Below are 23313 nucleotides of genomic sequence, written 5' to 3'. Positions count from 1 at the left end.
TGGCGTCCCCAAGGGGATTCGAACCCCTGTACTCACCGTGAAAGGGTGATGTCCTAGGCCTCTAGACGATGGGGACCGCGGAACTTCCAAACAACATCTGCACCACTTCAACAAGCAACATCATTGCTGCTGGTGGAGGTAAGCGGGATCGAACCGCTGACCTCTTGCATGCCATGCAAGCGCTCTCCCAGCTGAGCTATACCCCCGTTGGTGCAGAAACAAGAGTATAGCAAAGAAGTTTCACTCTGCAAATACCCTTTTTCGTCTATGAGCAACTTTTCATAGGAGCGGTTTCCACACGCTATTTTTACGACTGTTTAAGCGCGCCGATTACAGCCACTTTGCCAGGCGCGCCAGCACGGTGCCGCGGCCGAACATGACCACCACCTGGTCGATGGCCGGCGTCTGCAGCTGGCCCGTCAGAATCAGGCGCAAAGGCATGGCCAGCAGCGGCATCTTGATGGTGTTGGCGGCCAGCACTTCCTTGATCATGGCGGCCACGGCTTCCTTGCTCCACTCCACCGTGGCGATGCGCTCGGCAAACTGCGCCAGCACGGGCTTGATGGCATCCGTGATGTGCTGCGCTGCCAGTTCCGCTTCCGGCTGCGGCTCGCGGAAGAACAGCATCGAAGCGTCAGCCAGTTCATTGACGGTGTTGGCGCGCTCTTTCATCATGCCCAGCACTTGCGCCAGATCCGGCGCGCCTTCGAAGACGGCGCCGGCGGCGACCATGTGCGGACGCGCCAGGTCGGCCAGGCGGGTATTGTCGGCCTGCTTGATGTACTGATTATTGAGCCACTTGAGCTTTTCCAGGTCGAACTGCGCGGCCGACTTGGTCAGGTGCTCGAGGTTGAACCACTCGCAGAACTGCGCCACCGAGAAGACTTCATCGTCGCCATGGCTCCAGCCCAGGCGCGCCAGGTAATTCAGCATCGATTCAGGCAGGAAGCCCTGCGCAGGGTAATCCATCACGCTGACGGCATCGCGGCGCTTCGACATCTTCTGGCCGTCCGAACCCAAAATCATCGGCAGGTGGCCGTACAACGGCAGCGGTGCACCGATGGCGCGCAGGATGTTGATCTGACGCGGGGTGTTGTTGACATGGTCGTCGCCGCGCAGCACGTGGCTGATCTGCATGTCCCAGTCATCGACGGCCACGCAGAAGTTATAGGTTGGCGTGCCGTCCGGGCGGGCGATCACCAAGTCGTCCAGCTCGCGGTTCGAGATCGTGATCGTGCCCTTGACCACATCGTCCCACGTCACGTCGCCATCGAGCGGATTCTTGAAGCGCACGACGGGCTTGCGGTCCGCCGGCACGGCAGGCAGTGTCTTGCCCGGTTCCGGGCGCCAGGTGCCGTCGTAGCGCGGCTTTTCGCCGGCGGCGCGCATGCGCTCGCGCATCGCTTCGACTTCTTCCGGCGACGAGTAGCAATGGTAGGCCGTGCCTTCTGCCAGCATCTGCGCCACCACTTCGCGGTAGCGGTCCATGCGCTGCATCTGGTAGAACGGGCCTTCGTCGTGGTCCAGGCCCAGCCACTTCATGCCTTCGATGATGGCTTGCACGGCTTCCGGCGTGGAACGCTCCACGTCCGTGTCTTCGATGCGCAACACGAAAGTGCCGCCGAAGTGACGGGCATACGCCCAGCTGTATAAAGCGGTGCGGGCGCCGCCCAGGTGCAGATAGCCGGTCGGGCTGGGAGCGAAACGGGTACGGACGGGAGTAGCGTTTGTGGTCATCGAAGTAATCAGGCTTGAATAAGTAAAACGCCATTTTACTCTGTTGACCGCCGCCGCTCCACAAGCGCCGTCACAGCTGCAGCAAGCGCCTTTTCACCTCGTCCGCCTGCGCATGCAGCGCCTGCTCGAACAGCGCCACCAGCTGCGACAGGGGCCGGTGCAAAGGTTTCACGAGATTCACCGTGAACGGCAGGGATACGGCAAAGCGCCGGATCTGCAAGCCCTGCCCCGCATAGTCGAGCGCCGTGAGCGGATTGACGATGGCCAGCCCCACGCCTTCGCGCACCATGGCGCACACGGAAGCGGCGCTGTGCGTGTCGAGCGCCATGCGCCGCTCCACGCCCGCTTGCGCGAAGATGGCGTCGATCTGCTGGCGGTAAGGGTCGACGGCGGCCAGGCTGATGAAAGGCTGGCCCGCGAAGTCCGCCGGCTGCAGCACGGCCTTGCCAGCGAGCGCATGGCCGTCAGGCAGCACGCATACTTCGTCGACGGACATCAAGGTATCGAGCGCGGTGCCCGGCGGCGCATTGCCCACTTCCGTCAGGCCGATGTCGTGGCGCTGCGCCGACAGCCACTCTTCCAGCAGCGGCGACTCTTGCGGCGTGATGCTGATGCTCACCTTGGGAAAATCGGCGACGAAGCGCTTGCAGGCCTGCGGCAACAAGGATTGGGAAAACACGGGCAGGCAGGCGATCGACAACTGCCCCTGGTCGAACTGGCGCAGAGCCGCCGCCGTGCTGACGATGCGCTCCAGGCCGAAATACGCGCGCTGCACCTCCTCGAACAGCTGCAGCGCCTGGGCCGTCGGGCGCAGACGCCCCCGTTCGCGCTCGAACAGGGTCAAGCCCGTCAAATGTTCGAGGCGCGCCAGCTCGCGGCTGACGGTGGGCTGCGAGGTGTGCAGCATGGCGGCGGCGGCCGTCACGCTGCCCGTCGTCATGATGGCGCGAAAAACCTCGATGTGGCGCAATGAGATAGTCATACCCATATCATAAATGAATAAGGTCACCTTAAATGGATATTTTATGTTTACACAGAAAAGCCGCATCATTGTCAGCATCGTAGGTCGGATTAGCGCAAGGCGCGTAATCCGACACCCCTCCATAAAATGACAAAGACCACCGCCATGAAACCAGTGCCAGACGCCACCCTCGCCCAACTCGCCCAGGAACACGGCACGCCCCTATGGGTGTATGACGCGGCCACCATCCGCGCGCGCATCGCGCAGCTGGCGCAATTTGACACCGTGCGCTTCGCGCAAAAGGCCAACTCGAACATCCATCTGCTCACCTTGATGCGCGAAGCGGGCGTGCACGTGGACGCCGTCTCGCTGGGCGAGATCGAGCGCGCGCTGCAGGCAGGCTTCACGCCGGCGCAAACGAACGGCGCGGCCGGCGTGGTGTTCACCTGCGACCTGTTCGACCGTGCCACCCTGGCACGCGTGGCGGCGGCAAAAATTGAAGTCAATTGCGGCTCCGTCGACATGCTGCGCCAGCTGGGCCCCGTGTCGCCCGGCCACCGCGTCTGGCTGCGCATCAATCCCGGCTATGGGCATGGCCACAGCAACAAGACGAATACGGGCGGCGAAAACAGCAAGCACGGCATCTGGTACGAAGAGCTGCCGGAGGCGCTGGCCGTCATTCGCGCCCACGGACTACACCTGGTGGGCCTGCACATGCACATCGGCTCGGGCGTCGATTACAGCCACCTGGAAACCGTCTGCGGCACCATGGTCGACCTGGTCAAGAACATGGGCCACGACATCGAAGCCATTTCCACGGGCGGCGGCCTGTCCGTGCCGTACCGCGAAGGCGAGCAGCCAGTCGACACGGACCACTACTTCCAGCTGTGGGATGCGGCGCGCAAGCAGATCGAGGCGCACCTGGGCCATCGCGTGCATCTGGAAATCGAACCTGGCCGCTTCCTCGTGGCCGATGCGGGCCTGCTGGTGGCCGAAGTGCGCGCCACCAAGCAAATGGGCGGCAAGCACTTCACCTTGCTCGATACGGGCTTCAATGAACTGATGCGCCCCGCCATGTACGGCAGCTACCATGAAATGTCGGTGATCGCGCACGACGGCCGCGCTCTCGATGAGCAGCACGCCACCGTCGTCGGCGGCCCCCTGTGCGAATCGGGCGACGTCTTCACCCAGCGCGATGGCGGCGTGGTGGAAACCCGGCAGCTGCCGACAGCGCAGGTGGGCGACTATGTGGTCTTCGAAGGCGCGGGCGCGTATGGCGCGTCGATGTCGTCGAACTATAACAGCCGCCCGCATGCAGCCGAATACCTGGTCGATGGGGTGCAATCCCGCCTGATCCGCCGCCGCCAGACGGTGGCCGAGCTGATCGCGCTGGAACAACTGTAAATCCTCGCCCGCGTGCGGGCATGCGCATCTGCTAACATCGGGGCAACTCGATGAAAGCCCGCCATGCCCGCCCAAGCACTTCCCTTCCGCAGCGCCACCCGGCTGTTTCTGCCGCTGCTGCTGTCCGCCGTCCTCGCCGGCTGCGCTTCCCTGCCCTCGCTGGACGGCCGCATCCCCTCCAGCGTCATCGCCGACACACACCACACCCAATTGGCCACGGCCATTGCGCCCATGGTGGCGCAGCATCCCGGCGTGTCCGGCATCTATCCGCTGGTCGACGGGCGCGACGCCTTTGCCGCGCGCGCCCTGCTGGCCGCCGCCGCCCAGCGCAGCCTGGATGTGCAGTACTACATCTGGCACAAGGACATCACGGGCACCCTGCTGTTCGATGCCTTGCGCCAGGCGGCCGAACGAGGCGTGCGCGTGCGCCTGCTGCTCGACGATAACAACACGGCGGGCCTGGACCAGACCCTGTCCATGCTGGGCAAGCAGCGGAACCTGGAAATCCGCCTGTTCAATCCCTTCGTGCCCCGCGCGCCGCGCGCGCTGGCCTTCGCCACCGATTTTTCGCGCCTCAACCGGCGCATGCACAACAAATCGTTCACGGCCGACAACCACGCCACCATCGTGGGCGGGCGCAACGTGGGCGATGAATACTTCGGCGCGGCCGGCGACGTGCTGTTCGCCGACCTGGACGTGCTGGCCATCGGCCCCGTCGTCGGCGAGGTCTCGCAGGATTTCGACCGTTACTGGAACAGCGCCTCGGCCTACCCGGCCGCACTGCTGCTGACCAGCCCTGTCGATGGCGACGCGGCCACCATCGCCGCCGAGGCGGACCGCATCGACGACACCAGGGCGGCCGAAGAATACGTGCAGGCGCTGCGCACCTCGCCCTTCGTCAAGCAAATGATGGAACGCACCCTGCCCTTCGAATGGGCAAGGACGCGCATGGTCAGCGACGACCCGGCCAAGGTGCTGGACCAGGCCAGGCCCGGCACGGGCGTGGCGGAAAACCTGCAAAACCTGCTCGGTGTGCCGGAAAAGGAAGTGGATCTGGTATCGCCGTATTTCGTGCCCGGCAAGGCCGGCACCCAGGCCTTTGCCGACCTGGCACAAAAAGGCGTGGGCGTGCGCATCCTGACGAATGCGCTGGAAGCGACCGACGTGGCGGCCGTGCATGCGGGCTACGCGAAGTGGAGAAAACCGCTGCTGGAAGCGGGCGTGCTGCTGTATGAATCGCGCCGCTCGTGGGAAGCAGGCGACGCGCGCGAGCAGACGGGCCGTTTCGGCAGCTCCGCATCAAGCCTGCATGCGAAGACCTTTGCCGTCGACGACCGGCGCATCTTTGTCGGCTCGTTCAATTTCGACCCGCGTTCGATCGAATTGAACACGGAAATGGGCCTGGTCATCGACAGCCCCGCACTGGCCAGCCAGCTGGGGCAAGCCATGCGCACCACGATCCCGCAGCGCGCCTATCAGGTGCTGCTGAACCCCGACGGTTCGCTGTACTGGCTCGCCCGCGACGCCAGCGGCGCCACCACGCGCTACGACACGGAACCGGGCACCAGCGTGTGGAAGCGCATGGGGGTGGCGATTCTGTCGGTGCTGCCGATAGACTGGCTGCTGTAAGCGGTTTTGCCGACGATGTTGTCGAATGACGCGTGGCTGCGCCCCGCGTCATCCGACCTACAAGGTCATCGTAGGTCGGGTTAGCGCAAAGCGCGTAAGCCGACAAGCGCGCAGCACCGCCCCTTACCGCACCGCCTCCGTCAAAATCCGCCCTTCCGACGCCGACGGCTGGCGTATGCGCAGCAGATGCGCCAGGGTCGGCGCGATGTCGACCACTTCCGCGTACTGGCCATAGGCGCCCGGCTTGATCCAGCGGGTGCCGAAGACCATCAGCGGCACGTTGGTGTCATACGTGTACGGCGTGCCGTGCGAAGTGCCGCCGACGCCCTTGCCGAAGTACCAGGCCGGTTTTGTGACGACCATCAGGTCGCCCGACAGCTGGCGGTTCCAGGCGCGGCGCATCAGGGTATCCATGCGCGTGGCCACGGCGCCTGTTTCCATCTGCGTGCGCGTATAGACTTGCGCCAGGCCGTCCTGCTGCAGCAGGAAGCGGGCCGCTGCGTCTTCCAGGGCGGCGCGATGGACGCCGCCCTTTTCCGCCAGCGCGTAATCGAGGTAGATATTCGGCAGCGACGACGTCGTCACCAGCTTATCCACGCCCAGGGTCGTCGCCAGGTGCTGATTCAGGCTTGCGACCAGCTTGTCGCCGTCGATGCGCTTGGCCGTAAAGCCGCCGCGCGCTTCCGTAAATTCCGGCACGTTGGCAAAGCCATGGTCGGCCGTCAGCACCACCAGCACGTTGTCCATGCCGACTTTTTTATCGAGATCAAGAAAGAAGCCGGCCAGCATGCGGTCCAGGCGCTGCAGGTGGTCGTGCGACATCTTGCTTTCCGGGCCGTAGGCATGGTTCACGTAGTCGTGCGCGGACAGGCTCACGCCTAGGATGTCGGGCACGCCGGCCGGGTTGCGGCCCAGGTTCTCGCCGTCGATGGCGGCACGGGCAAATTCCAGGGTCAGTTCATCGAGGAAGGGACCGGACTTCAAGCGGCTGTAGTACTCGCCGTCGAGCTTGCCGCTGTCGCTGTAATAGGCGAACGGGAAGGTGTTGCGCGTGCCCGGCTTGGCCGCCACCACATCATCGCGCGCATCGTTGACATATGCCCCGTCGGCCAGCAGCGGCGTCCAGCTCTTGCCGTAATAACGGTCCTGCGGCTTGGCCGCCTGGTAGCGCTGCACCCATTGCGGATGCTGCTGCATGTAATAGGTGCTGCTGGCGAAGTTGCCCGTCTTTTCCATGTACATATAGGCCGTGCCCGTTTTCCCGGCCAGCAGGATGGCGCCGCGGTCCTTGCCCGACACGGTGACGACCTTGGCCTTGTCGCCCGTGGCATAGCGCAGCTCGTCACCGAGGGTGCTCACGCGCAGCTTGGTCGGCGCGGTACCGTCGTCCGGCTTCGTCTCTTCGCCGATGTAATGGAAATTGCCATCCTCGGTGCAGTACACGGACTTTTTCGTGAGGGGATCGATCCAGTTATTGCCGATCACGCCATGCTGGTAAGGATAGGCGCCCGACAGCACGGCCGAGTGGCCGATGGCGGTAACCGTGATGCCATGCGCCTGGTGCGCATCGCTGAACCACGCGCCCTGCTCCAGCAGGCGGCGGAAACCGCCCTGGCCGAACTGGTCGCGGTAGCGCGTTACCTGCTCTTGCGGCAAACCGTCGACCACCAGCACCACGACCAGCTTCGGCTGCGCCGCAGCCGAGGGTACGGCCTTGGCCGCATATGCCTGGCAAGCCGCCACGCTCGTCACCAGCAGCAGCGCCTGCGCCAGTTGCCGGGAAAGGGAGAAATGTTTCGTCATATCCACTCATCAAAAGTTAGGCCACCGGGCAGCATACGCCGACTATATGACACAACAATGACAAGAAGCAACAATATGAAAAGGCCGGGCCCCATCGCTGGAACCCGGCCTGTGCCGCAACAGACAATATATCCGACTTACTTGACCGTCACTTTGATGCTTTGGCTCAACTCCGGCCCATACGACTGGTGCGCGCCATTGGCGAACTGCATGGTGAGCGTGTACTGGCCCGGCGGCAAGGTGACGTCCGTTTCCGTTTGACCTTTGCCAAAATGCAAATGCTTGTCATCCATGGGTATCATCTCGCCCGCCTTCATCGGCCCTGTATTGATGAGCAAATGATGGTGGCCCGTCTTGGCCGTCATGTCGCCGGCCGGCTTGACGTCCATGCCGCTGACGGCAAATTTCACTTTGAACGGGCTCGTCACCGTCGCACCATCGGCTGGCTCGACGAAGGAAACGGATTGGGCGAAGGCGCTGGCGGCCAGCAGGCTGCCGGCAAGCAGGACTGCGGCCTGGCGCAGAAATACGGTAGTCAATTGCATGATGTCTCCTCTTGTTAATAACAACACGGACTGCATGAAACCATATTCCTGGCGGTCGTGGCGCCGGGGACGAGTTAAGCCAATGGTGCCACTGGTGGCCTTGAAAACCGTAGCGAGCAAGCTCAATGTCGGGTTGAGTAACGCAACCGTACTTTAGTACGGTGAGTAACGCCGACCCGAAAGTGAGCTGCGCAGTAGGTTTGCAAGGCCGCCCAACCATCAATCGTTCTTGATGACGATGCTAGGGAACTTGCTGGTCATATCCTTCGCCTTTTCCGCCACCTTGATGGCGATGGTGCGGGCGATCTGCTTGTAGATCACGGCGACGGGGCCTTCCGGCTCGGCCACGACGGTGGGCGTGCCCGAATCCGTCTGCTGGCGAATCGCCATGGTCAGCGGCAAGGCGCCGAGGAATTCCACGCCGAAGTCCGCGCACATCTTCGCGCCGCCGCCGGCACCGAAGATTTCTTCCGCATGGCCGCAGTTCGAGCAGATGTGCGTGCTCATGTTTTCCACCACGCCGAGGATCGGAATGCCGACCTTCTCGAACATTTTGAGACCCTTGCGCGCGTCCAGCAGCGCGATGTCCTGCGGCGTCGTGACGATCACGGCGCCCGTGACGGGCACTTTCTGCGACAGGGTCAATTGAATGTCGCCCGTGCCTGGCGGCATGTCGACGATCAGATAATCGAGGTCGCGCCAGTTGGTCTGGTCCAGCAATTGCTGCAAGGCTTGCGTGACCATGGGGCCGCGCCACACCATCGGCTCGTCCGGATCGATCATGAAGCCGATCGACGACACTTGCAGGCCGTGGTTTTCCATCGGCTCCATGCTCTTGCCGTCCAGCGTCTTCGGCTGGCCGCTGATGCCCAGCATCATCGGCTGCGACGGGCCATAGATATCGGCGTCCAGCATGCCGACGGTGGCGCCTTCGGCCGCCAGGGCCAGGGCCAGGTTGACGGCCGTGGTCGATTTGCCAACACCACCCTTGCCGGAAGCGACGGCAATGATGTTTTTCACGTTGCTCATCGGCTTCAAGCCGCGCTGCACCGTGTGCGAAATGATTTTCGACGACACGCCCACGCTGACGTTGCCCACGCCCGGCAGCACGCGCAGGGCGGCCAGCACGGATTTGCGGATCAGGTCGATCTGGCTCTTGGCGGGGTAGCCCAGTTCGATGTCGAGCGAAATGTCGCTGCCATCGACTTTCAGATTCTTGACGGTTTTGCTGGAAACGAAATCTTTATGTGTATTTGGATCAATAACCTGGGCCAGCGCGGCCTTGACGTCTTCTACTGTGATGCTCATGTAAATCTCCGTGTGTACTACATATGTGCAATACGCGCAGTCTAGCGCAAATTTGCATGGCGCGATGGCGGCAAAAGCATCACTTGCCGGCGCTGCATCTGCTCATATTGCCTTTCCGCTGTTAAAATGTCCTATTATCCATCCCAAAAGTGCATCAATCATGACTCGCAAGCTGTTCGTCACCACTGCCCTGCCTTACGCAAACGCCGCTTTTCACATTGGCCACATCATGGAATACATCCAGGCCGATATCTGGGTCCGGTTCCAGCGAATGCAACGCGATGGCGCAGCCGGCCGTGAAGTGCACTTTGTGGGCGCCGATGATACGCATGGCACGCCCATCATGATCGCCGCCGAAAAGGAAGGCATCACGCCGCAGCAATTCGTCGCCAACATCGCCGCCGGCCGCGCCCAGTACCTCGATGGCTTCCATATCGCCTTCGACAACTGGTATTCGACCGATTCGCCGGAAAACGTCGACCTGTCGCAATCGATCTACCGCAAGCTGCGCGATACGGGCCTGATCGTCACGAAAACCGTCGACCGCTTCTTCGACCCGGTCAAGGGCATGTTTCTGGCCGACCGCAACATCAAGGGCGAATGCCCGAAATGCGGCGCCAAGAACCAGTACGGCGACAATTGCGAAGTGTGCGGCGCGGCCTACCAGCCGACCGACCTGGTCAACCCGTTCTCCGTGTTTACCAACGCGACGCCCGTGATGAAGCCGTCGGAGCAGTATTTCTTCAAGCTGTCCGACCCGCGCTGCTTCGAATTCCTCAAGGATTGGCTCAACACGCCAGGCCGCCTGCAGCCTGAAATGGTCAACAAGGTCAGCGAATGGCTGGGCGAAGCGGGTGAAAAGCTGGCCGACTGGGATATCTCGCGCGACGCGCCCTACTTCGGCATTCCGATTCCCGATGCACCGGGCAAGTTCTTCTATGTATGGATGGACGCGCCCGTCGGCTACCTGGCCAGCCTGAAAAACTATTGCGACAAGAAAGGCATCGATTTCGACGCCTTCCTGAACGACCCGACGACGGAACAGATCCATTTCATCGGCAAGGACATCGTGTCTTTCCATTTGCTGTTCTGGCCTGCCATGCTGAAGTTCGCCGATCACCCGGTGATCGACAAACTGAAAGTCAATGTGCACGGCTTCCTGACGGTCAACAACGAAAAGATGTCGAAGTCGCGCGGCACCGGTATTTCGCCGCTGCGCTACCTGGACCTGGGCATGAACCCGGAATGGCTGCGCTACTACATCGCCTTCAAGCTGAACTCGAAAGTGGAAGACCTGGACTTCAACGGCGAAGATTTCGTCGCCCGCGTGAACAGCGACCTGATCGGCAAATACGTGAACATCGCCAGCCGCTGCGCCGGCTTCATCGCCAAGCGCTTTGACGGCAAGCTGGCATCCACGCTGTCGGAAGGCGCGCAAAGCTGGATCAACCGCGCGCTGACGGTGGACGTCAACGGCGTCATCGTCGAGCGCCAGGCCAGCATCGCCGCGCACTTCGAGAACCGCGAATTCGGCAAGGCCTTGCGCGAGATCATGGAAATCGCCGACATCACGAACCAGTATGTCGATGAAAACAAGCCGTGGATCCTCGCCAAGGATGCCGACAAGACGGCCGAACTGCACGATGTGTGCACGACGGCCCTGATCCTGTTCCGCCAGTTGACGATTCTGCTGTCGCCGGTCCTGCCGGGCGTGGCGAAGAACGTGGCATCGTTCCTCAACGACGCCGAGTTCACCTGGGCCGATACACAGGTGTTCGGCGACGCCGTCTCGAACAGCATGCTGGGCCGTACCATCGGCGCCTACAGCCACTTGATGACACGCATGGATGCAAAGATGATCGAAGCGCTGTTTGACGCGCCGCAAGCTGCCGCCGCCATCGCGGCGCCCGCTGGCGATGCCGCGAACGACGCCGCGGCCCCTGCTGTCACCGCTGCCGCTATCGAGGAACTGGCACCCGAGATCAAGATTGACGACTTCCTCAAGGTCGACTTGCGCATCGCCAAGATCGTCAACTGCGAACTGGTCGACGGCTCCGACAAGCTGCTGCGCCTGACCCTGGACGCGGGCGAAGGCCGCCTGCGCAATGTGTTCTCGGGCATCCGCTCGGCGTACCAGCCGGAAGAACTGATCGGCAAGCTGACGGTGCTGGTGGCCAACCTGGCGCCGCGCAAGATGAAGTTCGGCATTTCCGAAGGCATGGTCATGGCCGCCTCCGCCGCCGACGAAAAGGCCAATCCGGGCATCTACATCCTGAACCCGTGGCCGGGCGCCGAACCTGGCATGCGCATCCGTTAAGCCACCACAAGGACCGATGATGAATATCGTGGTGCGCGAAGCAACAAATGCAGATGCACAACTGATGGCCGAGCTGACCCGCGCCGCGTGGGCCGGCAAGGTGGCGGCCTCGTCCAGCGGGCACCACGAGACGGCACAGCAGGTGGAAGCGCAGTTGCGCCACGGCGGCGGTTTTCTGTTGCTGATCGACGACATTCCAGCCGGCTCGCTGCGCTGGATGCCGCTCGACAGCGACCCCGCCATCTGGAAGATTTCACGCATGGGCGTGCTGCCCGCCTACCGGGGCAGCCACGTCTCGCAGCACTTGCTGGAAGCCATCATTCATCACGGCCTGTCGTGCCAGGCCGAGGAATTGCGCCTGGCCGTGCGGCGCGACCAGCGCAAGCTGATCGATTTTTATGCGGCCTTCGAATTCGAGCTGGCCGAAGAACTGGAATATTCGCACGCCAACCCCGCCGAACCGGCGCCGATGGTGATGCGGCGCCTGCTGCGTTATTGATTTTTAGCAATTTCGCCCCGGACTTGCCGATACAACAACCCGCCAAGCGGCACGGCGCGGTAAAATACGGCCGGCTGACCTTACCCATAAGACACTCAGAAGAGAATATGAAACTGCCTGCAAAACACAACAACTACGTATCCGACCACACCTTGTTCATCGCCGAACTGAAGGCCAAGAACCCTGGCATGGAAGCGGGCCAGCAAGCGGGCCGCGCCCTGCTGTGGGACAAGCCGGCCGTCAGCATCGATGAGCAGGAACGCCAGCTGGCGTCGGCCGTCAAGCAACAGGCTTACGTTTACCAGAACAAGAACTAAGATCTGGAACCGGCACGATGTTGCCTGAAGAGTCTGCAGTCACGCCGGAAGCCGACGCTTCCGGTGCCGGCGCAGTCATCGAGTCGCCCGAACCTGTTGCCGATGGCGACGGCAGCGGCGACCCTGCAGCATCTGCAAGCACGGACGCGGCGCCCGCCGCCGACCCGCTGGGCATCGCCCGCCTGTACGGCGAGCCGATGATGCGCATGCCGACGGATTTGTACATTCCGCCGGACGCGCTGGAAATCTTCCTCGAAGCCTTCGAAGGCCCGCTCGACTTGCTGCTCTACCTGATCCGCAAGCAAAACTTCAACATTCTCGATATTCCGATGGCGCAGGTGACCCTGCAATATCTGAAATATGTCGACCAGATCCGCGTGCGCAACCTGGAACTGGCCGCCGAGTATCTGCTGATGGCGGCCATGCTGATCGAGATCAAGTCGCGTATGCTCTTACCTTCGCGCAAGAGCGACGTCGAGGAAGATGGCGGCGACCCCCGTGCCGAACTGGTGCGCCGCCTGCTCGAGTACGAGCAGATCAAGCTGGCCGCCTACGACCTGAACGCCATCCCACAGTTCGAGCGCGATTTCGTGCGCACGCAGATTTTCATCGAGCAAAGCCTGACGCCCACCTGGCCCGACGTGGAACCGGTGGACTTGCAGCAGGCGTGGCTCGACGTGCTGAAGCGCGCCAAGCTGACCCAGCATCACCGCATCAGCCGCCAGGAACTGTCCGTGCGCGAGCACATGTCGAGCATTTTGCGCCATTTGCAATCGTCGCGCTTCGTCGAATTCAGCGATCTGTTCGACATTGCCGGCGGCGTACCCGTGGTGGTGGTCAACTTCGTGGCCCTGCTGGAACTGGCCAAGGAAACCCTGATCGAAATCACGCAGGCAGAACCATTTGCCCCCATCTACGTCCGGCTGGCGTATTCGCCCGCCTGACCCCTTCCCTTTGTCACTGACCACCGTACAACGGGGTTTTAGCGAAAGCAATCCATGAAAATTATTTCCGACATTGAAGAATTGCGCGACCAGCTCAGCGGACAGCTGCGCACGGCGTTCGTCCCCACCATGGGCAACCTGCACGAAGGCCATCTGTCACTGATGCGCCTGGCGCGCAAGCATGGCGACCCCGTCGTCGCCTCGATCTTCGTGAACCGCCTGCAATTCGGGCCGAACGAGGATTTCGAGAAATATCCGCGCACCATGGCGGCCGACATCGCCAAGCTGGAAAAGGAAGGCGTGTACGTGCTGTTCGCGCCGACGGAAAAGGAACTGTACCCGGAACCGCAGGAATACCGCGTGCGCCCGCCCGATGACCTGGGCAACACCCTGGAAGGCGAATTCCGCCCCGGCTTCTTCGAAGGCGTGTGCACGGTCGTCACCAAGCTGTTTTCGTGCGTGGGTCCGCGCGTGGCCGTGTTCGGCAAGAAGGATTACCAGCAACTGATGATCATCCGCAACATGGCGCGCCAGTTCGCGCTGCCGACGGAAATCATCGCCGCCGAAACCTACCGCGCCGACGACGGCCTGGCCTTATCGTCGCGCAATATGTATCTGTCGGAAAGCGAACGGACGGAAGCGCCGGAACTGTTCAAGGGCCTCAATTTCGTGGCCGAGGAAGTGCGCAAGGGCAACCTGGCCGTGGGAGAACTGGAACAGGCCAGCATGCAGCTATTGAACAGCCGCGGCTGGAAGTCGGACTACATCGCCGTGCGCAAGCGCGCCAACCTGCAGGCGCCGAGCGCCGCCGAACTGGCCGCGGGCGAACCGCTGGTGGTGCTGGCCGCCGCCAAGCTGGGGCAGACCAGACTCATCGACAACCTGGAAATTTAACATACAACAAAACCTGCTGCGCGTCGCGATTTGCGGCCTGCGATGCTCACTGCGCTAAAGCACAGCTCCGCTTCTCGGCCACAACTCACTGCCGCTCGCTACGGTTTTTGTCAGATGTTTTAAACGCAGTCACAGCGGGGCCATTCGGCCCCGTTGCTTTACCTACTTCTCCATCCCTACCAGCTTGAGCTCGGCAAACAGCGGCTTGTTGCTGCCGCGTGCCGCTTGCAACATGTCATAGCTTGCCGCGTCGAGCACGATTTCCTCGCCCGCCCACAGCTTGCGCTGGTTCGCAGGCAGCCTCAGGCTGCGCAGGATGGCCCGCACCTGGGCCGGATCGGCCGCCAGCAGGCGGATGGCGCGCGCATGGCGCTGCGTGCCCGTGAGGATCGGCAAGCCGCCCTCGGAGCCGTGCTGGCTCAGGCTGACATAATCCTGGCCACCCACGCGGTGCAGATAGGCATGCCGGCCATCCGCTTCGGCAGGCGACTGCGCGGGTGGCTCCTGCATTTCGACAGACGCGACAGGCGCAACGGCGGTTTGTTCAAGGCTCACGCCACAGGCCGCCAACAGGGCCGTGCTCAAGGCGAAAAATAATACGGGTGCTCGGCGCATCGTGCGCTCCTTCTTGTCGGGGTCGGGGACAAAGGGGGAATACTGCAGCGATCATGGGCCAAATCATTTGACGTGTAAAGTTAACTATGGGAAATATTTCATTCCCTTGCGCAATTTCATCCGGTCAGAGCGAAGGACACGCGGGATGAGCTGGAGGTAAGCACGGCGCAAGCCGACGAAAAAAACGCCGCCGGTTTGCACGGGCAGCGTTTTTCTTGATCGGTATCAAGCCGTGATCAGGCGCCGGCTTTTTCCAGCTTCTCGAAAATCTTGTTCAGCTTTTCATCGAGGGTCGCTGCCGTGAACGGCTTGACGACATAACCGCTGGCGCCAGCTTGCGCGGCGGCGATGATGTTTTCCTTCTTCGCTTCGGCGGTGACCATCAGCACGGGCAGCTTGGCCAGTGCGGGATCGGCGCGGATATGCTGCAGCATCGTCAGGCCATCCATGTTCGGCATGTTCCAGTCCGACACGACGAAATCGAACGATTCCGCGCGCAGCTTGGCCAGGCCCATCACGCCGTCTTCCGCCTCATCGACGTTGGCATAACCCAGTTCCTTCAACAGATTCCGGACAATGCGGCGCATCGTCGAAAAATCGTCAACGACTAAAAATTTCATCTTTGGATCAGCCATGAATAACTCCGTTGTTTCTGTAGCGGTTTGTTAATAATATCGACATGAATGCCGACATTATGGTCGACACTACGGCAGCAAGTTGTAGGATAGCATTTTCGTTGCTTTTAGGCGAACAAACTTGCCTCAGATCATATAAAACGTGGCTTACACGCGCAAAGCACGCATACCATGCGCCGCCAGGTGTCCCAGTACCATGCCAGGCAGCGCCGTCAGAGCACCGACCTCATGCGTAGCGCCGACAGCGATCGCCTCGCGCGGCATGCCGAACACCACGCAACTGGCTTCGTCCTGCGCAAAATTATACGCTCCTGCGGCCTTCATCTCCAACATGCCTTGTGCGCCGTCCTTGCCCATGCCCGTGAGGATCACGCCGACGGCATTTTTACCGGCCGATTGCGCGGCCGAACGGAACAGCACATCGACCGACGGACGGTGGCGGTTGACCGGTTCACCCTGGTCGATCTTGGTCATGTAGTTGGCGCCGCTGCGCGTCAGGGTCAGGTGCGAATGGCCGGGCGCGATGTAGGCGTGGCCAGGCAGCACGCGTTCGCCGCCCGCCGCTTCCTGCACCGAGATTTTGCACAGCGAATCGAGGCGGCGCGCGAACGAACGCGTAAAGCCTTCCGGCATGTGCTGCGTGATCAGGATGCCGGGACAATCGGACGGCATCTGCATGAGAAATTCGCGGATCGCTTCCGTGCCGCCCGTCGACGCGCCCACGATGATCAGCTTTTCGCTCGACGTCAATGGGCTGCGCAGCGCAGGCAGCGGCGCGGCCACCTTGTCGCCGGCCGACGGCAGGGTGCGCGCGCGGATGCGCGCCTTCGAGGCGGCGCGGATCTTGTCGGCGATCATGTCCGTGTACTCGCGCATGCCGCTCTGGATGGAAATCTTCGGCTTGGTGACGAAATCGACGGCGCCCAGTTCCAGCGCGCGCATGGTGATTTCCGAACCGCGCTCGGTCAGCGACGACACCATCAGCACCGGCATCGGGCGCAAGCGCATCAGCTTTTCCAGGAAGTCCAGGCCGTCCATCTTCGGCATCTCGACATCGAGGGTCAGCACGTCGGGGTTGGTCTGCTTGATCATCTCGCGCGCCACCAGCGGATCGGGTGCCGCGCCCACCACTTCCATGTCGGGCTGGCTGTTTACGATTTCCGTCATGACGCTGCGAATCAGCGCCGAATCATCCACGATCAATACTTTGATCTTCATAGTTATCCTTCCAGGCCTTGCGGCCCTTGTTTCTTATTAAATTAGTACCCGGACCACACTGCCGCAAGCCGCACAACGCGGTGCGCAGCAGGTTTGGTCCGATATGTATCAGAACAGCTCGACCTCGCCGCCCACCGGCGCGACCTTGAGGCGGCTGGCGTAATCGAGTTCGCGGCGTACCAGCGTATCGTTATGCGTCTGCATCAGCTTTTTCACCAGCACCTTGCCGCTGCGGGGGAAAAAATACACCTTGCGCGGGTGGATGTCGTTGAGGTCTTCCGCCACCACGCGCATCTTTTCCGCCTTCAGATAATTGATGACGAAAGCCGCGTTGCGCTCACCGACGTTGATCGCCGTGAAGCCGCGCAGCACGGCGCCGCCGCCGAACACTTTCGCTTCCATGTTCTCGCGCCGCGCGCCCGCCTTCAGCAAATCGTTGATCAGGATTTCCATGGCGTAGGTGCCATAGCGCATCGACGCGGAAATCGGGCTGTTCGGATCGCTGCCGCCATCGGGCAGCATGAAGTGGTTCATGCCGCCCAGGCCCGTGACACGGTCGCGGATGCAGGCCGAGACGCAGGAGCCGAGCACGGTGACGATCAGCATGTCCTTGTTGGTAAAGTAATACTCACCAGGCAAGATCTTGGCGGCGTCACAGTTGAACGTCCTGTCGTAATAGACGTTAGTGGCGAATTGCTCTTTGGATTCCAGGCTCATATTTCACTCTCATGTACGATGCGACGGTGCCTTGGGCGCGGCGCCCCGAGGCTGGTCGAGCTCATAGACTGTTTTACCGCGCAGCTTCAGTGAATCCGACACGTACAGAAAATTCTCCGAATGGCCCGCGAACAGCAGGGCATCGGGTTTCATCAACGGCACAAAGCGCGAGAGGATCTTGCGCTGGGTCGCCTTGTCAAAATAAATCATCACGTTACGGCAAAAGATGACGTCGAACTGGCCCGTCAATGGCCAGCCGTCGGCCAGCAGGTTGAGCGGCTTGAAGGTGATCATCTGGCGCAGTTCAGGACGCACCCGCACCTGCCCTTCACGGTCGCCCTTGCCGCGCAAGAAAAAGCGCCGCGCACGGTCGGCCGGCATCTTGTCGAGCCGGTCCAGGTTGTAGACGCCATTGGCGGCCGTGGCCAGCACATTCGTGTCGATGTCCGTGGCGATGATGGTGACGGGTGGCGTGAGCGTATTGAACGCCTCGCACACCGTCATGGCGATCGAATACGGCTCCTCGCCGGTGGAACTGGCCGAACACCAGATGGTGATCGGCCCGCTCAGTTTTTTCACATGCTCGGCCAGCAGCGGGAAGTGATGCGCCTCGCGGAAGAACGACGTCAGGTTGGTCGTCAGCGCATTCGTGAACGCTTCCCACTCGTCGCCCATGCGGCCCGCTTCCAGGTCGTCCAGGTAGCGGACGAACGAGGAGATGCCGGTCGCGCGCAGCCGCCTGGCCAGGCGGCTGTAGACCATCTCCTGCTTGCTGTCGGCCAGCGCGATGCCGGCCCGCTTGTAAATCATGGCGCGGACCCGTTCGAAGTCCTTGCCAGTGAAATCAAATTCCTTGACCGAATCCGTTTTAGTTTGCGGCATTTTGTTTTTACCTCTCTATGACTACTCTGACCAATGCCTTTGCAAGTATAACTAGCGGGACCGGGTTGGCGTCAGAACTCTTCCCAATCGTCGCCGCCGGCCGCCGCCAGCTTTTTCGCGGGCGGTGGCGTGCCGGCCTGCGCCGCCGTTGCCACCCGCCGTGCAGTTGCCGCCACACCCGGTGCCGGCCGTGCCGCCGCCTTGACCACGGGCGCGGACGCGGGCATGGCTGCCTGCGCCGCGCTCTCGCCGTCCAGCTTGAAGATGCTGACGGCGTCGGCCAGTTTCTGCGCCTGGTCCTGCATGCTTTCGGCGGCCGCCGCCGCTTCCTCGACCAGCGCCGCATTTTGCTGCGTCATCTGGTCCATCTGCGCGATGGCCTGGTTCACTTCCTCGATGCCGTGGCTCTGCTCCTGCGTCGCCGCCGTGATCTCGCCCATGATGTCGGCCACCTGCCGGATCGACGTGACGATCAGACCCATGGTCTGCCCCGCCTCGTCCACCAGACGGCTGCCGGCATCGACCTTGTCGACCGAGTCGCCGATCAAGCCCTTGATTTCCTTCGCCGCGCCGGCCGATCGTTGCGCCAGATTGCGCACTTCCGACGCCACCACCGCAAAACCGCGTCCCTGCTCGCCTGCGCGCGCCGCTTCGACGGCCGCATTCAGCGCCAGGATATTCGTCTGGAACGCAATGCCGTCGATGACGCCGATGATGTCGACGATCTTGCGCGAACTGTCCTTGATGGAACCCATGGTATCGACCACTTGCGACACCACCTTGCCGCCCTGCTCCGCCACCGACGACGCCGACACTGCCAGCTGGTTGGCCTGGCGCGCGTTGTCCGCGTTCTGCTTCACGGTCGACGTCAGCTCTTCCATCGACGACGCCGTCTCTTCGAGCGAACTGGCCTGCGTTTCCGTGCGCGCCGACAGGTCCGCATTGCCGCTGGCGATCTCGCGCGACGCCACGGTGATGGTGTCCGTCCCGGTGCGCACGTCGCTGACCGTCTGCACCAGGCTCTCGTTCATGTCCTTGAGCGCCTGCTGCAGCGCGCTCGTTTCATCCTTGCCTTCGACCACCACGCGTGCTGTCAGCTCGCCGGCCGCCACCTTCTGCGCCACGGCCACTGCGCCGGACAATGGCACCGTGATCGAGCGCGTGATGAAGATGGCGCACCAGGCGCCGATCGCCACGGCCGCTCCGCCCAGGATGAACAGTACCATCATCAGGCGCGCATCGGCCGCCAGCGAGTCGTCCATGAAGCTTTGCTGCGCCACATGCTGCAAATCGAGCAGCTTGTTGATATCGGCCAGGGTCGTCTTGTTCAAGGGATCGATGCGGGTGGCGATCACCTTCGCCGCGCCCTCGCTGTTAAACGCCAGCACCTGTCCCATCGCTTCCTTGAAGGCGGCATCGACTTCGCCGTCGATCTTGGCGATATTGGCCAGCAGCGCCTTCTCGCCATCGGACAGGCCCAAGGTGGCCAGCTTGCCGCGGGCGCCGTCGTACAGCTTGCGCTGCTCGCGCACCTTGCCCTCTTCCGCCTGCATCAGGCTCACATCGCCCTGCAGGCCGATATTGCGCATGGCGATACCGGTTTCCAGCATCGCGCTTTTCATCTGCGACGCCTGCGTATTCTTTTCGCTTGCCAGCTCCAGCCCCGTGAGCAGCTGGGCCTTGTTACGGTAATTCAGTGCATTCGCCGAAACGATCACCACCACCAGGATGGCGAGAATGCTGCCGAAACCTATCCCCAGCCGGGTGCCTATCTTGAAATCGCGCAAACTCATTACAGTCTCCAATATTTATGTGAACGGTGCCCGTTCAACCGGACGGCGCCGTGTTGTGGCCGGGTCTCTGTCGGACCTTGCAGCCTGCCGGCGCGCCTCTGGCAAGTAACCCCCAATAAATTATTATGATTTCTGACTTCCATAACCGGCGCTGTGCGGTGTTGCCCGCAGCTGGCAGTGCTCGCACTGCGTCGCTGCGGGCGCCTTGCACAGCATCCGGTTCTGTTCGTCATAAATTCACAATAATTTCCCGAGGATTACTTTCCCGCGCCGGTACATGCATATCTGTAGTGATTCTTTGCGTGGTAAAACTGCCTCTTAAGCCGCCAGCTTGTCGATCAGGCCCATCTCGCTGCTCGACATCAGCTTGTCGATGTCGACCAGGATCAGCATGCGCTCGTCGATGGTGCCCAGGCCGATCATGTAGTCGGTCGAGAAGGCTGTGCCCATTTCCGGCGCCGGCTTGACCTGCTCCGGCGTCAGGGTGGTGACGTCGGAAACGCTGTCGACCACCATGCCGACGATACGGCCGCCGATGTTCAGGATGATCACCACCGTGAACTGGTCGTACACGGGCGTGCCCAGGTTGAACTTGATGCGCATGTCGACCACCGGGATGATGATGCCGCGCAGGTTGATCACGCCCTTGATGAATTCAGGCGCGTTGGCGATGCGGGTGACCGCTTCGTAACCACGAATCTCCTGGACCTTCAGGATATCGATGCCGTACTCTTCGGAGCCCAGGGTGAAGGCCAGGAATTCACGGCCGGCGATGTCCTTGCCGTCGCCCGCATTGCTTCCGGATGTTTGTTGAGTATCTGACATGGTGCGTTTTCCTATCTTTATCTATCGGTATTACGAAAAAATGGACTCGTCGGCCAGCTGGCGAGAGGAACGGATGAGGGCGGCGACATCGAGAATCAGCGACACGCCGCCATCGCCCAGGATGGTGGCGCCGGAAATGCCCACCACCTTGCGGTAATTCGATTCGAGGTTTTTCACCACGACCTGCTGCTGCCCCACCAGGTCGTCGACAAACAGGGCCGCCTTGCGCCCTTCCGTCTCGAGGATCACGCAGATGCCTTCCGAGGGACTGGTAAAGCGCGGCGCGATGTCGAACATCTGGTACAGCGGAATCAAGGGCAGATATTCGCCGCGCACTTTCACCACCTGCCCCTTGCCGCTGATGTCCTTGATGTCCTCAACGGCTGGCTGCAGCGATTCGATGACAAAGCCCAGCGGTAAAATATACACCTCGTCGCCAACGCGGATCGACATGCCGTCCAGGATGGCCAGGGTCAGCGGCAGCGAAATGGAAATCGTCGTGCCGAAACCCTTGGCCGAACGGATGTCGACGACGCCGCCCATGGCGCTGATATTGCGCTTGACGACATCCATGCCCACGCCGCGGCCCGACACGTCGGTGACCGCTTCGGCGGTGGAAAAGCCGGGTGCAAAAATCAGCTGCCACACGTCGGCGTCGCTCATCGACTCGGACACGTCCAGGCCCTGCTGCGCAGCCTTGGCCAGGATGCGCTCGCGGTTCAGTCCCGCGCCGTCATCGGATACTTCGATGATGATGTTGCCGCCCTGGTGGCTGGCCGAGAGGAACAGACGTCCCGCCTCGGTCTTGCCGACGGCCACGCGGGCGGCCGGCATTTCCACGCCATGGTCGATACTGTTGCGCACCAGGTGCGTGAGCGGATCGACGATGCGCTCGATGAGGCCCTTGTCCAGTTCCGTGGCGGCGCCATTCGTGATGAAGTCGACCTTCTTGCCCAGTTTCGTCGCCAGGTCGCGCACCATGCGCGGGAAGCGCGAGAAGACGAAATCCATCGGCATCATGCGGATCGACATCACCGCTTCCTGCAAGTCGCGCGTGTTGCGCGTCAGGTGGCTGACGCTGTCGAGCAGTTTTTCATGCAGCATCGGATCGAGCGCGCTGGCGCGCTGCTCGATCATCGCCTGCGTGATCACCAGTTCGCCCACCAGGTTGATCAGCTGGTCGACTTTTTCGATCGAGACGCGGATCGACGACGATTCGGCGCCGGCCTTGTCGCCCTCTTTCTTGGCCGGTTTCTTTTCCTGCTCCGCTTCGGCCACGGCGCTCGCCACGGCCGGCGCGGCGGCAGCGCTGGCGTTGCCCGCCTTGGCCGCGTCTGCGCGAATCTGTTCGAGGGGCTGGAAGAATCCGTAACCCTGTTCGGCGTCGCTCTGCACGCCGGCGGCGGCGCGGATATCCTCGATCGGCTGGAAGAAGCCGTAACCGGGATCGGCCGCGCCCGGCGCGCCAGGAGTGCCTGGCAGCGGGTCGAAGAAACCGTAACCTTGCGCCTTTTCCTGCGCCGCGCGGGCCGCTTCGGCCTCGCCTGGCGCCAGTGGCGGCGCCTGCGTGATCACCATGTCGTCGGGATTGAGCACGAACGAGCAGATGGCCAGGATATCGTCCAGGCTTTCATGCGTCGTCACTTCCAGCACCTTGCGCGCGTCGGGCAGGCTCGTTACGGCGACGTCGCCCAGCAAGCCCAGTTCGGCCGCCAGCGCATCGACTTCGCGCAGCTCCATGGCCGGCAGTTCCAGGCGGATGCGGTGGCCGCCGGCATGGCTGACGGCGGCCTTTTCCGCCGTGTGGAAGGCCGGCGCGACGGGCGTGAGCGCGGCCACGGGCACGTCCTGCGAGAACGACTGCAGCATCATGCGCACGTTGGCCACGGCATCCTGGTCGACGGCGCTGCCCAGGCGATGGCCGTCGAGCTGCATCTTGAGGATGTCCTTGGCCGCCAAAAAGGCGTCGACGTGTTCCGCCGTCAGGGCCATCTGGCCCTGGCGGATGCGGTCGAGCAGCGACTCGAGGATGTGCGTCACCTCGCTCATGTCGGAGAGGCCGAACGTCGATGCGCCGCCCTTGATCGAGTGGGCGGTGCGGAAAATGGCATTCAGATCTTCGGCGTCGGGCGCCGCAATATCAACGGCCAGCAGCAGCCGTTCTTTTTCAGCCAGCAGTTCTTCGGCCTCATCGAAAAAGACCTGAAAAAACTGGCTAATATCGATGGTCATAGGGTGACTCCGTCAATTGCATCATTGCGCTGCGCGGC

At 62.1% G+C, this 23313-nt stretch carries 20 protein-coding genes and 2 tRNA genes; 7 read left to right on the top strand and 15 right to left on the bottom strand.

The window, feature by feature from the left end:
* From AC1Q6X_RS16470 to AC1Q6X_RS16455, 4 genes are all read right to left on the bottom strand, one after another.
* Positions 1–76, bottom strand: a tRNA-Glu gene (locus AC1Q6X_RS16470).
* 54 nt (positions 77–130) lie between these two features.
* Positions 131–206 (bottom strand) — tRNA-Ala (locus AC1Q6X_RS16465).
* A gap of 124 nt (positions 207–330) precedes the next feature.
* The gene (gene gltX, locus AC1Q6X_RS16460) at positions 331–1737 is read right to left on the bottom strand and encodes a glutamate--tRNA ligase (RefSeq protein ID WP_492497827.1); all 1407 of its coding nucleotides are present in this window, start codon (positions 1735–1737) and stop codon (positions 331–333) included.
* A gap of 70 nt (positions 1738–1807) precedes the next feature.
* Positions 1808–2719, bottom strand: a complete 912-nt coding sequence (locus AC1Q6X_RS16455; RefSeq protein WP_100876385.1) for a LysR family transcriptional regulator — start codon at positions 2717–2719, stop codon at positions 1808–1810.
* Positions 2720–2863: 144 nt separating this feature from the next.
* Between AC1Q6X_RS16455 and lysA the strand changes: the two genes are divergently transcribed.
* Positions 2864–4102, top strand: a complete 1239-nt coding sequence (lysA, locus tag AC1Q6X_RS16450; RefSeq protein ID WP_492497826.1) for a diaminopimelate decarboxylase — start codon at positions 2864–2866, stop codon at positions 4100–4102.
* 63 nt (positions 4103–4165) lie between these two features.
* Positions 4166–5731 carry a phospholipase D family protein gene (locus AC1Q6X_RS16445; protein ID WP_492497825.1) on the top strand — a complete coding sequence of 522 codons (1566 nt, stop codon included), beginning with the start codon at positions 4166–4168 and terminating at the stop codon, positions 5729–5731.
* 123 nt (positions 5732–5854) lie between these two features.
* Here the strand turns inward: AC1Q6X_RS16445 and AC1Q6X_RS16440 are convergent, their stop codons facing one another.
* From AC1Q6X_RS16440 to apbC, 3 genes are all read right to left on the bottom strand, one after another.
* Complete coding sequence (locus tag AC1Q6X_RS16440; protein WP_492497824.1) at positions 5855–7534, bottom strand: alkaline phosphatase family protein; 1680 nt, start codon at positions 7532–7534, stop codon at positions 5855–5857.
* Between the two features lie 137 nt (positions 7535–7671).
* The gene (locus tag AC1Q6X_RS16435; protein WP_492497823.1) at positions 7672–8079 is read right to left on the bottom strand and encodes a DUF4399 domain-containing protein; all 408 of its coding nucleotides are present in this window, start codon (positions 8077–8079) and stop codon (positions 7672–7674) included.
* 219 nt (positions 8080–8298) lie between these two features.
* Entirely contained in the window at positions 8299–9387 is a 1089-nt protein-coding gene (gene apbC / locus AC1Q6X_RS16430) for an iron-sulfur cluster carrier protein ApbC (protein WP_070219730.1), read from the bottom strand.
* 160 nt (positions 9388–9547) lie between these two features.
* On the opposite strand from apbC, the gene metG reads away from it, so the two are divergent.
* From metG to panC, 5 genes are all read left to right on the top strand, one after another.
* Complete coding sequence (metG, locus tag AC1Q6X_RS16425) at positions 9548–11704, top strand: methionine--tRNA ligase (RefSeq protein WP_492497822.1); 2157 nt, start codon at positions 9548–9550, stop codon at positions 11702–11704.
* Positions 11705–11723: 19 nt separating this feature from the next.
* Positions 11724–12203, top strand: coding sequence for a GNAT family N-acetyltransferase (locus tag AC1Q6X_RS16420; protein ID WP_070219744.1), 480 nt, complete (start codon positions 11724–11726; stop codon positions 12201–12203).
* Positions 12204–12310: 107 nt separating this feature from the next.
* Positions 12311–12520 (top strand): DUF3460 family protein, encoded by a 210-nt coding sequence (locus tag AC1Q6X_RS16415; protein WP_034778041.1) that lies wholly within the window; start codon positions 12311–12313, stop codon positions 12518–12520.
* A gap of 17 nt (positions 12521–12537) precedes the next feature.
* Positions 12538–13464: a segregation and condensation protein A gene (locus AC1Q6X_RS16410; protein ID WP_492497821.1), complete on the top strand. Its 927-nt coding sequence runs from the start codon at positions 12538–12540 to the stop codon at positions 13462–13464.
* A gap of 54 nt (positions 13465–13518) precedes the next feature.
* Positions 13519–14358: a pantoate--beta-alanine ligase gene (gene panC / locus AC1Q6X_RS16405; RefSeq protein WP_492497820.1), complete on the top strand. Its 840-nt coding sequence runs from the start codon at positions 13519–13521 to the stop codon at positions 14356–14358.
* A gap of 162 nt (positions 14359–14520) precedes the next feature.
* Here panC and AC1Q6X_RS16400 read toward each other — a convergent pair whose 3' ends face one another.
* The 8 genes from AC1Q6X_RS16400 to cheA all read right to left on the bottom strand — a co-directional run bounded on the left by AC1Q6X_RS16400 (position 14521) and on the right by cheA (position 23275).
* A complete protein-coding gene (locus tag AC1Q6X_RS16400; protein ID WP_141750004.1) occupies positions 14521–14973 on the bottom strand; it encodes a hypothetical protein in 453 nt (150 codons plus the stop codon).
* A gap of 236 nt (positions 14974–15209) precedes the next feature.
* Positions 15210–15608: a chemotaxis response regulator CheY gene (gene cheY, locus AC1Q6X_RS16395; RefSeq protein ID WP_026132837.1), complete on the bottom strand. Its 399-nt coding sequence runs from the start codon at positions 15606–15608 to the stop codon at positions 15210–15212.
* A gap of 147 nt (positions 15609–15755) precedes the next feature.
* Entirely contained in the window at positions 15756–16826 is a 1071-nt protein-coding gene (locus tag AC1Q6X_RS16390) for a protein-glutamate methylesterase/protein-glutamine glutaminase (protein WP_035826603.1), read from the bottom strand.
* Positions 16827–16934: 108 nt separating this feature from the next.
* On the bottom strand, positions 16935–17543 hold the full coding sequence (gene cheD, locus AC1Q6X_RS16385; RefSeq protein ID WP_034758343.1) for a chemoreceptor glutamine deamidase CheD: 609 nt from the start codon (positions 17541–17543) through the stop codon (positions 16935–16937).
* 9 nt (positions 17544–17552) lie between these two features.
* Complete coding sequence (locus AC1Q6X_RS16380; protein ID WP_070219720.1) at positions 17553–18425, bottom strand: CheR family methyltransferase; 873 nt, start codon at positions 18423–18425, stop codon at positions 17553–17555.
* 71 nt (positions 18426–18496) lie between these two features.
* Positions 18497–20218, bottom strand: coding sequence for a methyl-accepting chemotaxis protein (locus AC1Q6X_RS16375; RefSeq protein ID WP_492497819.1), 1722 nt, complete (start codon positions 20216–20218; stop codon positions 18497–18499).
* Between the two features lie 318 nt (positions 20219–20536).
* Complete coding sequence (locus AC1Q6X_RS16370; RefSeq protein WP_034758356.1) at positions 20537–21043, bottom strand: chemotaxis protein CheW; 507 nt, start codon at positions 21041–21043, stop codon at positions 20537–20539.
* Between the two features lie 30 nt (positions 21044–21073).
* Positions 21074–23275 carry a chemotaxis protein CheA gene (gene cheA / locus AC1Q6X_RS16365; RefSeq protein WP_492497818.1) on the bottom strand — a complete coding sequence of 734 codons (2202 nt, stop codon included), beginning with the start codon at positions 23273–23275 and terminating at the stop codon, positions 21074–21076.
* Positions 23276–23313: the final 38 nt, after the last annotated feature.

The sequence above is a fragment of the Janthinobacterium sp. GW823-FHT06H09 genome, assembly GCF_058794735.1.
Note: the sequence above shows the minus strand (reverse complement) of the source record. Positions and strands in the feature narration are given on the sequence as shown.

Excerpts from the sequence above, each read along its gene's own strand:
- AC1Q6X_RS16455 (WP_100876385.1), bottom strand. The coding sequence starts at position 2,719 with ATGACTATCTCATTGCGCCACATCGAGGTTTTTCGCGCCATCATGACG.
- cheD (WP_034758343.1), bottom strand. The coding sequence starts at position 17,543 with ATGAGCCTGGAATCCAAAGAGCAATTCGCCACTAACGTCTATTACGAC.
- AC1Q6X_RS16410 (WP_492497821.1), top strand. The coding sequence starts at position 12,538 with ATGTTGCCTGAAGAGTCTGCAGTCACGCCGGAAGCCGACGCTTCCGGT.
- AC1Q6X_RS16380 (WP_070219720.1), bottom strand. The coding sequence starts at position 18,425 with ATGCCGCAAACTAAAACGGATTCGGTCAAGGAATTTGATTTCACTGGC.
- AC1Q6X_RS16415 (WP_034778041.1), top strand. The coding sequence starts at position 12,311 with ATGAAACTGCCTGCAAAACACAACAACTACGTATCCGACCACACCTTG.
- AC1Q6X_RS16375 (WP_492497819.1), bottom strand. The coding sequence starts at position 20,218 with ATGAGTTTGCGCGATTTCAAGATAGGCACCCGGCTGGGGATAGGTTTC.
- panC (WP_492497820.1), top strand. The coding sequence starts at position 13,519 with ATGAAAATTATTTCCGACATTGAAGAATTGCGCGACCAGCTCAGCGGA.
- AC1Q6X_RS16400 (WP_141750004.1), bottom strand. The coding sequence starts at position 14,973 with ATGCGCCGAGCACCCGTATTATTTTTCGCCTTGAGCACGGCCCTGTTG.
- metG (WP_492497822.1), top strand. The coding sequence starts at position 9,548 with ATGACTCGCAAGCTGTTCGTCACCACTGCCCTGCCTTACGCAAACGCC.
- cheY (WP_026132837.1), bottom strand. The coding sequence starts at position 15,608 with ATGGCTGATCCAAAGATGAAATTTTTAGTCGTTGACGATTTTTCGACG.
- AC1Q6X_RS16390 (WP_035826603.1), bottom strand. The coding sequence starts at position 16,826 with ATGAAGATCAAAGTATTGATCGTGGATGATTCGGCGCTGATTCGCAGC.
- apbC (WP_070219730.1), bottom strand. The coding sequence starts at position 9,387 with ATGAGCATCACAGTAGAAGACGTCAAGGCCGCGCTGGCCCAGGTTATT.
- gltX (WP_492497827.1), bottom strand. The coding sequence starts at position 1,737 with ATGACCACAAACGCTACTCCCGTCCGTACCCGTTTCGCTCCCAGCCCG.
- AC1Q6X_RS16420 (WP_070219744.1), top strand. The coding sequence starts at position 11,724 with ATGAATATCGTGGTGCGCGAAGCAACAAATGCAGATGCACAACTGATG.
- cheA (WP_492497818.1), bottom strand. The coding sequence starts at position 23,275 with ATGACCATCGATATTAGCCAGTTTTTTCAGGTCTTTTTCGATGAGGCC.
- AC1Q6X_RS16370 (WP_034758356.1), bottom strand. The coding sequence starts at position 21,043 with ATGTCAGATACTCAACAAACATCCGGAAGCAATGCGGGCGACGGCAAG.
- lysA (WP_492497826.1), top strand. The coding sequence starts at position 2,864 with ATGAAACCAGTGCCAGACGCCACCCTCGCCCAACTCGCCCAGGAACAC.
- AC1Q6X_RS16435 (WP_492497823.1), bottom strand. The coding sequence starts at position 8,079 with ATGCAATTGACTACCGTATTTCTGCGCCAGGCCGCAGTCCTGCTTGCC.
- AC1Q6X_RS16440 (WP_492497824.1), bottom strand. The coding sequence starts at position 7,534 with ATGACGAAACATTTCTCCCTTTCCCGGCAACTGGCGCAGGCGCTGCTG.
- AC1Q6X_RS16445 (WP_492497825.1), top strand. The coding sequence starts at position 4,166 with ATGCCCGCCCAAGCACTTCCCTTCCGCAGCGCCACCCGGCTGTTTCTG.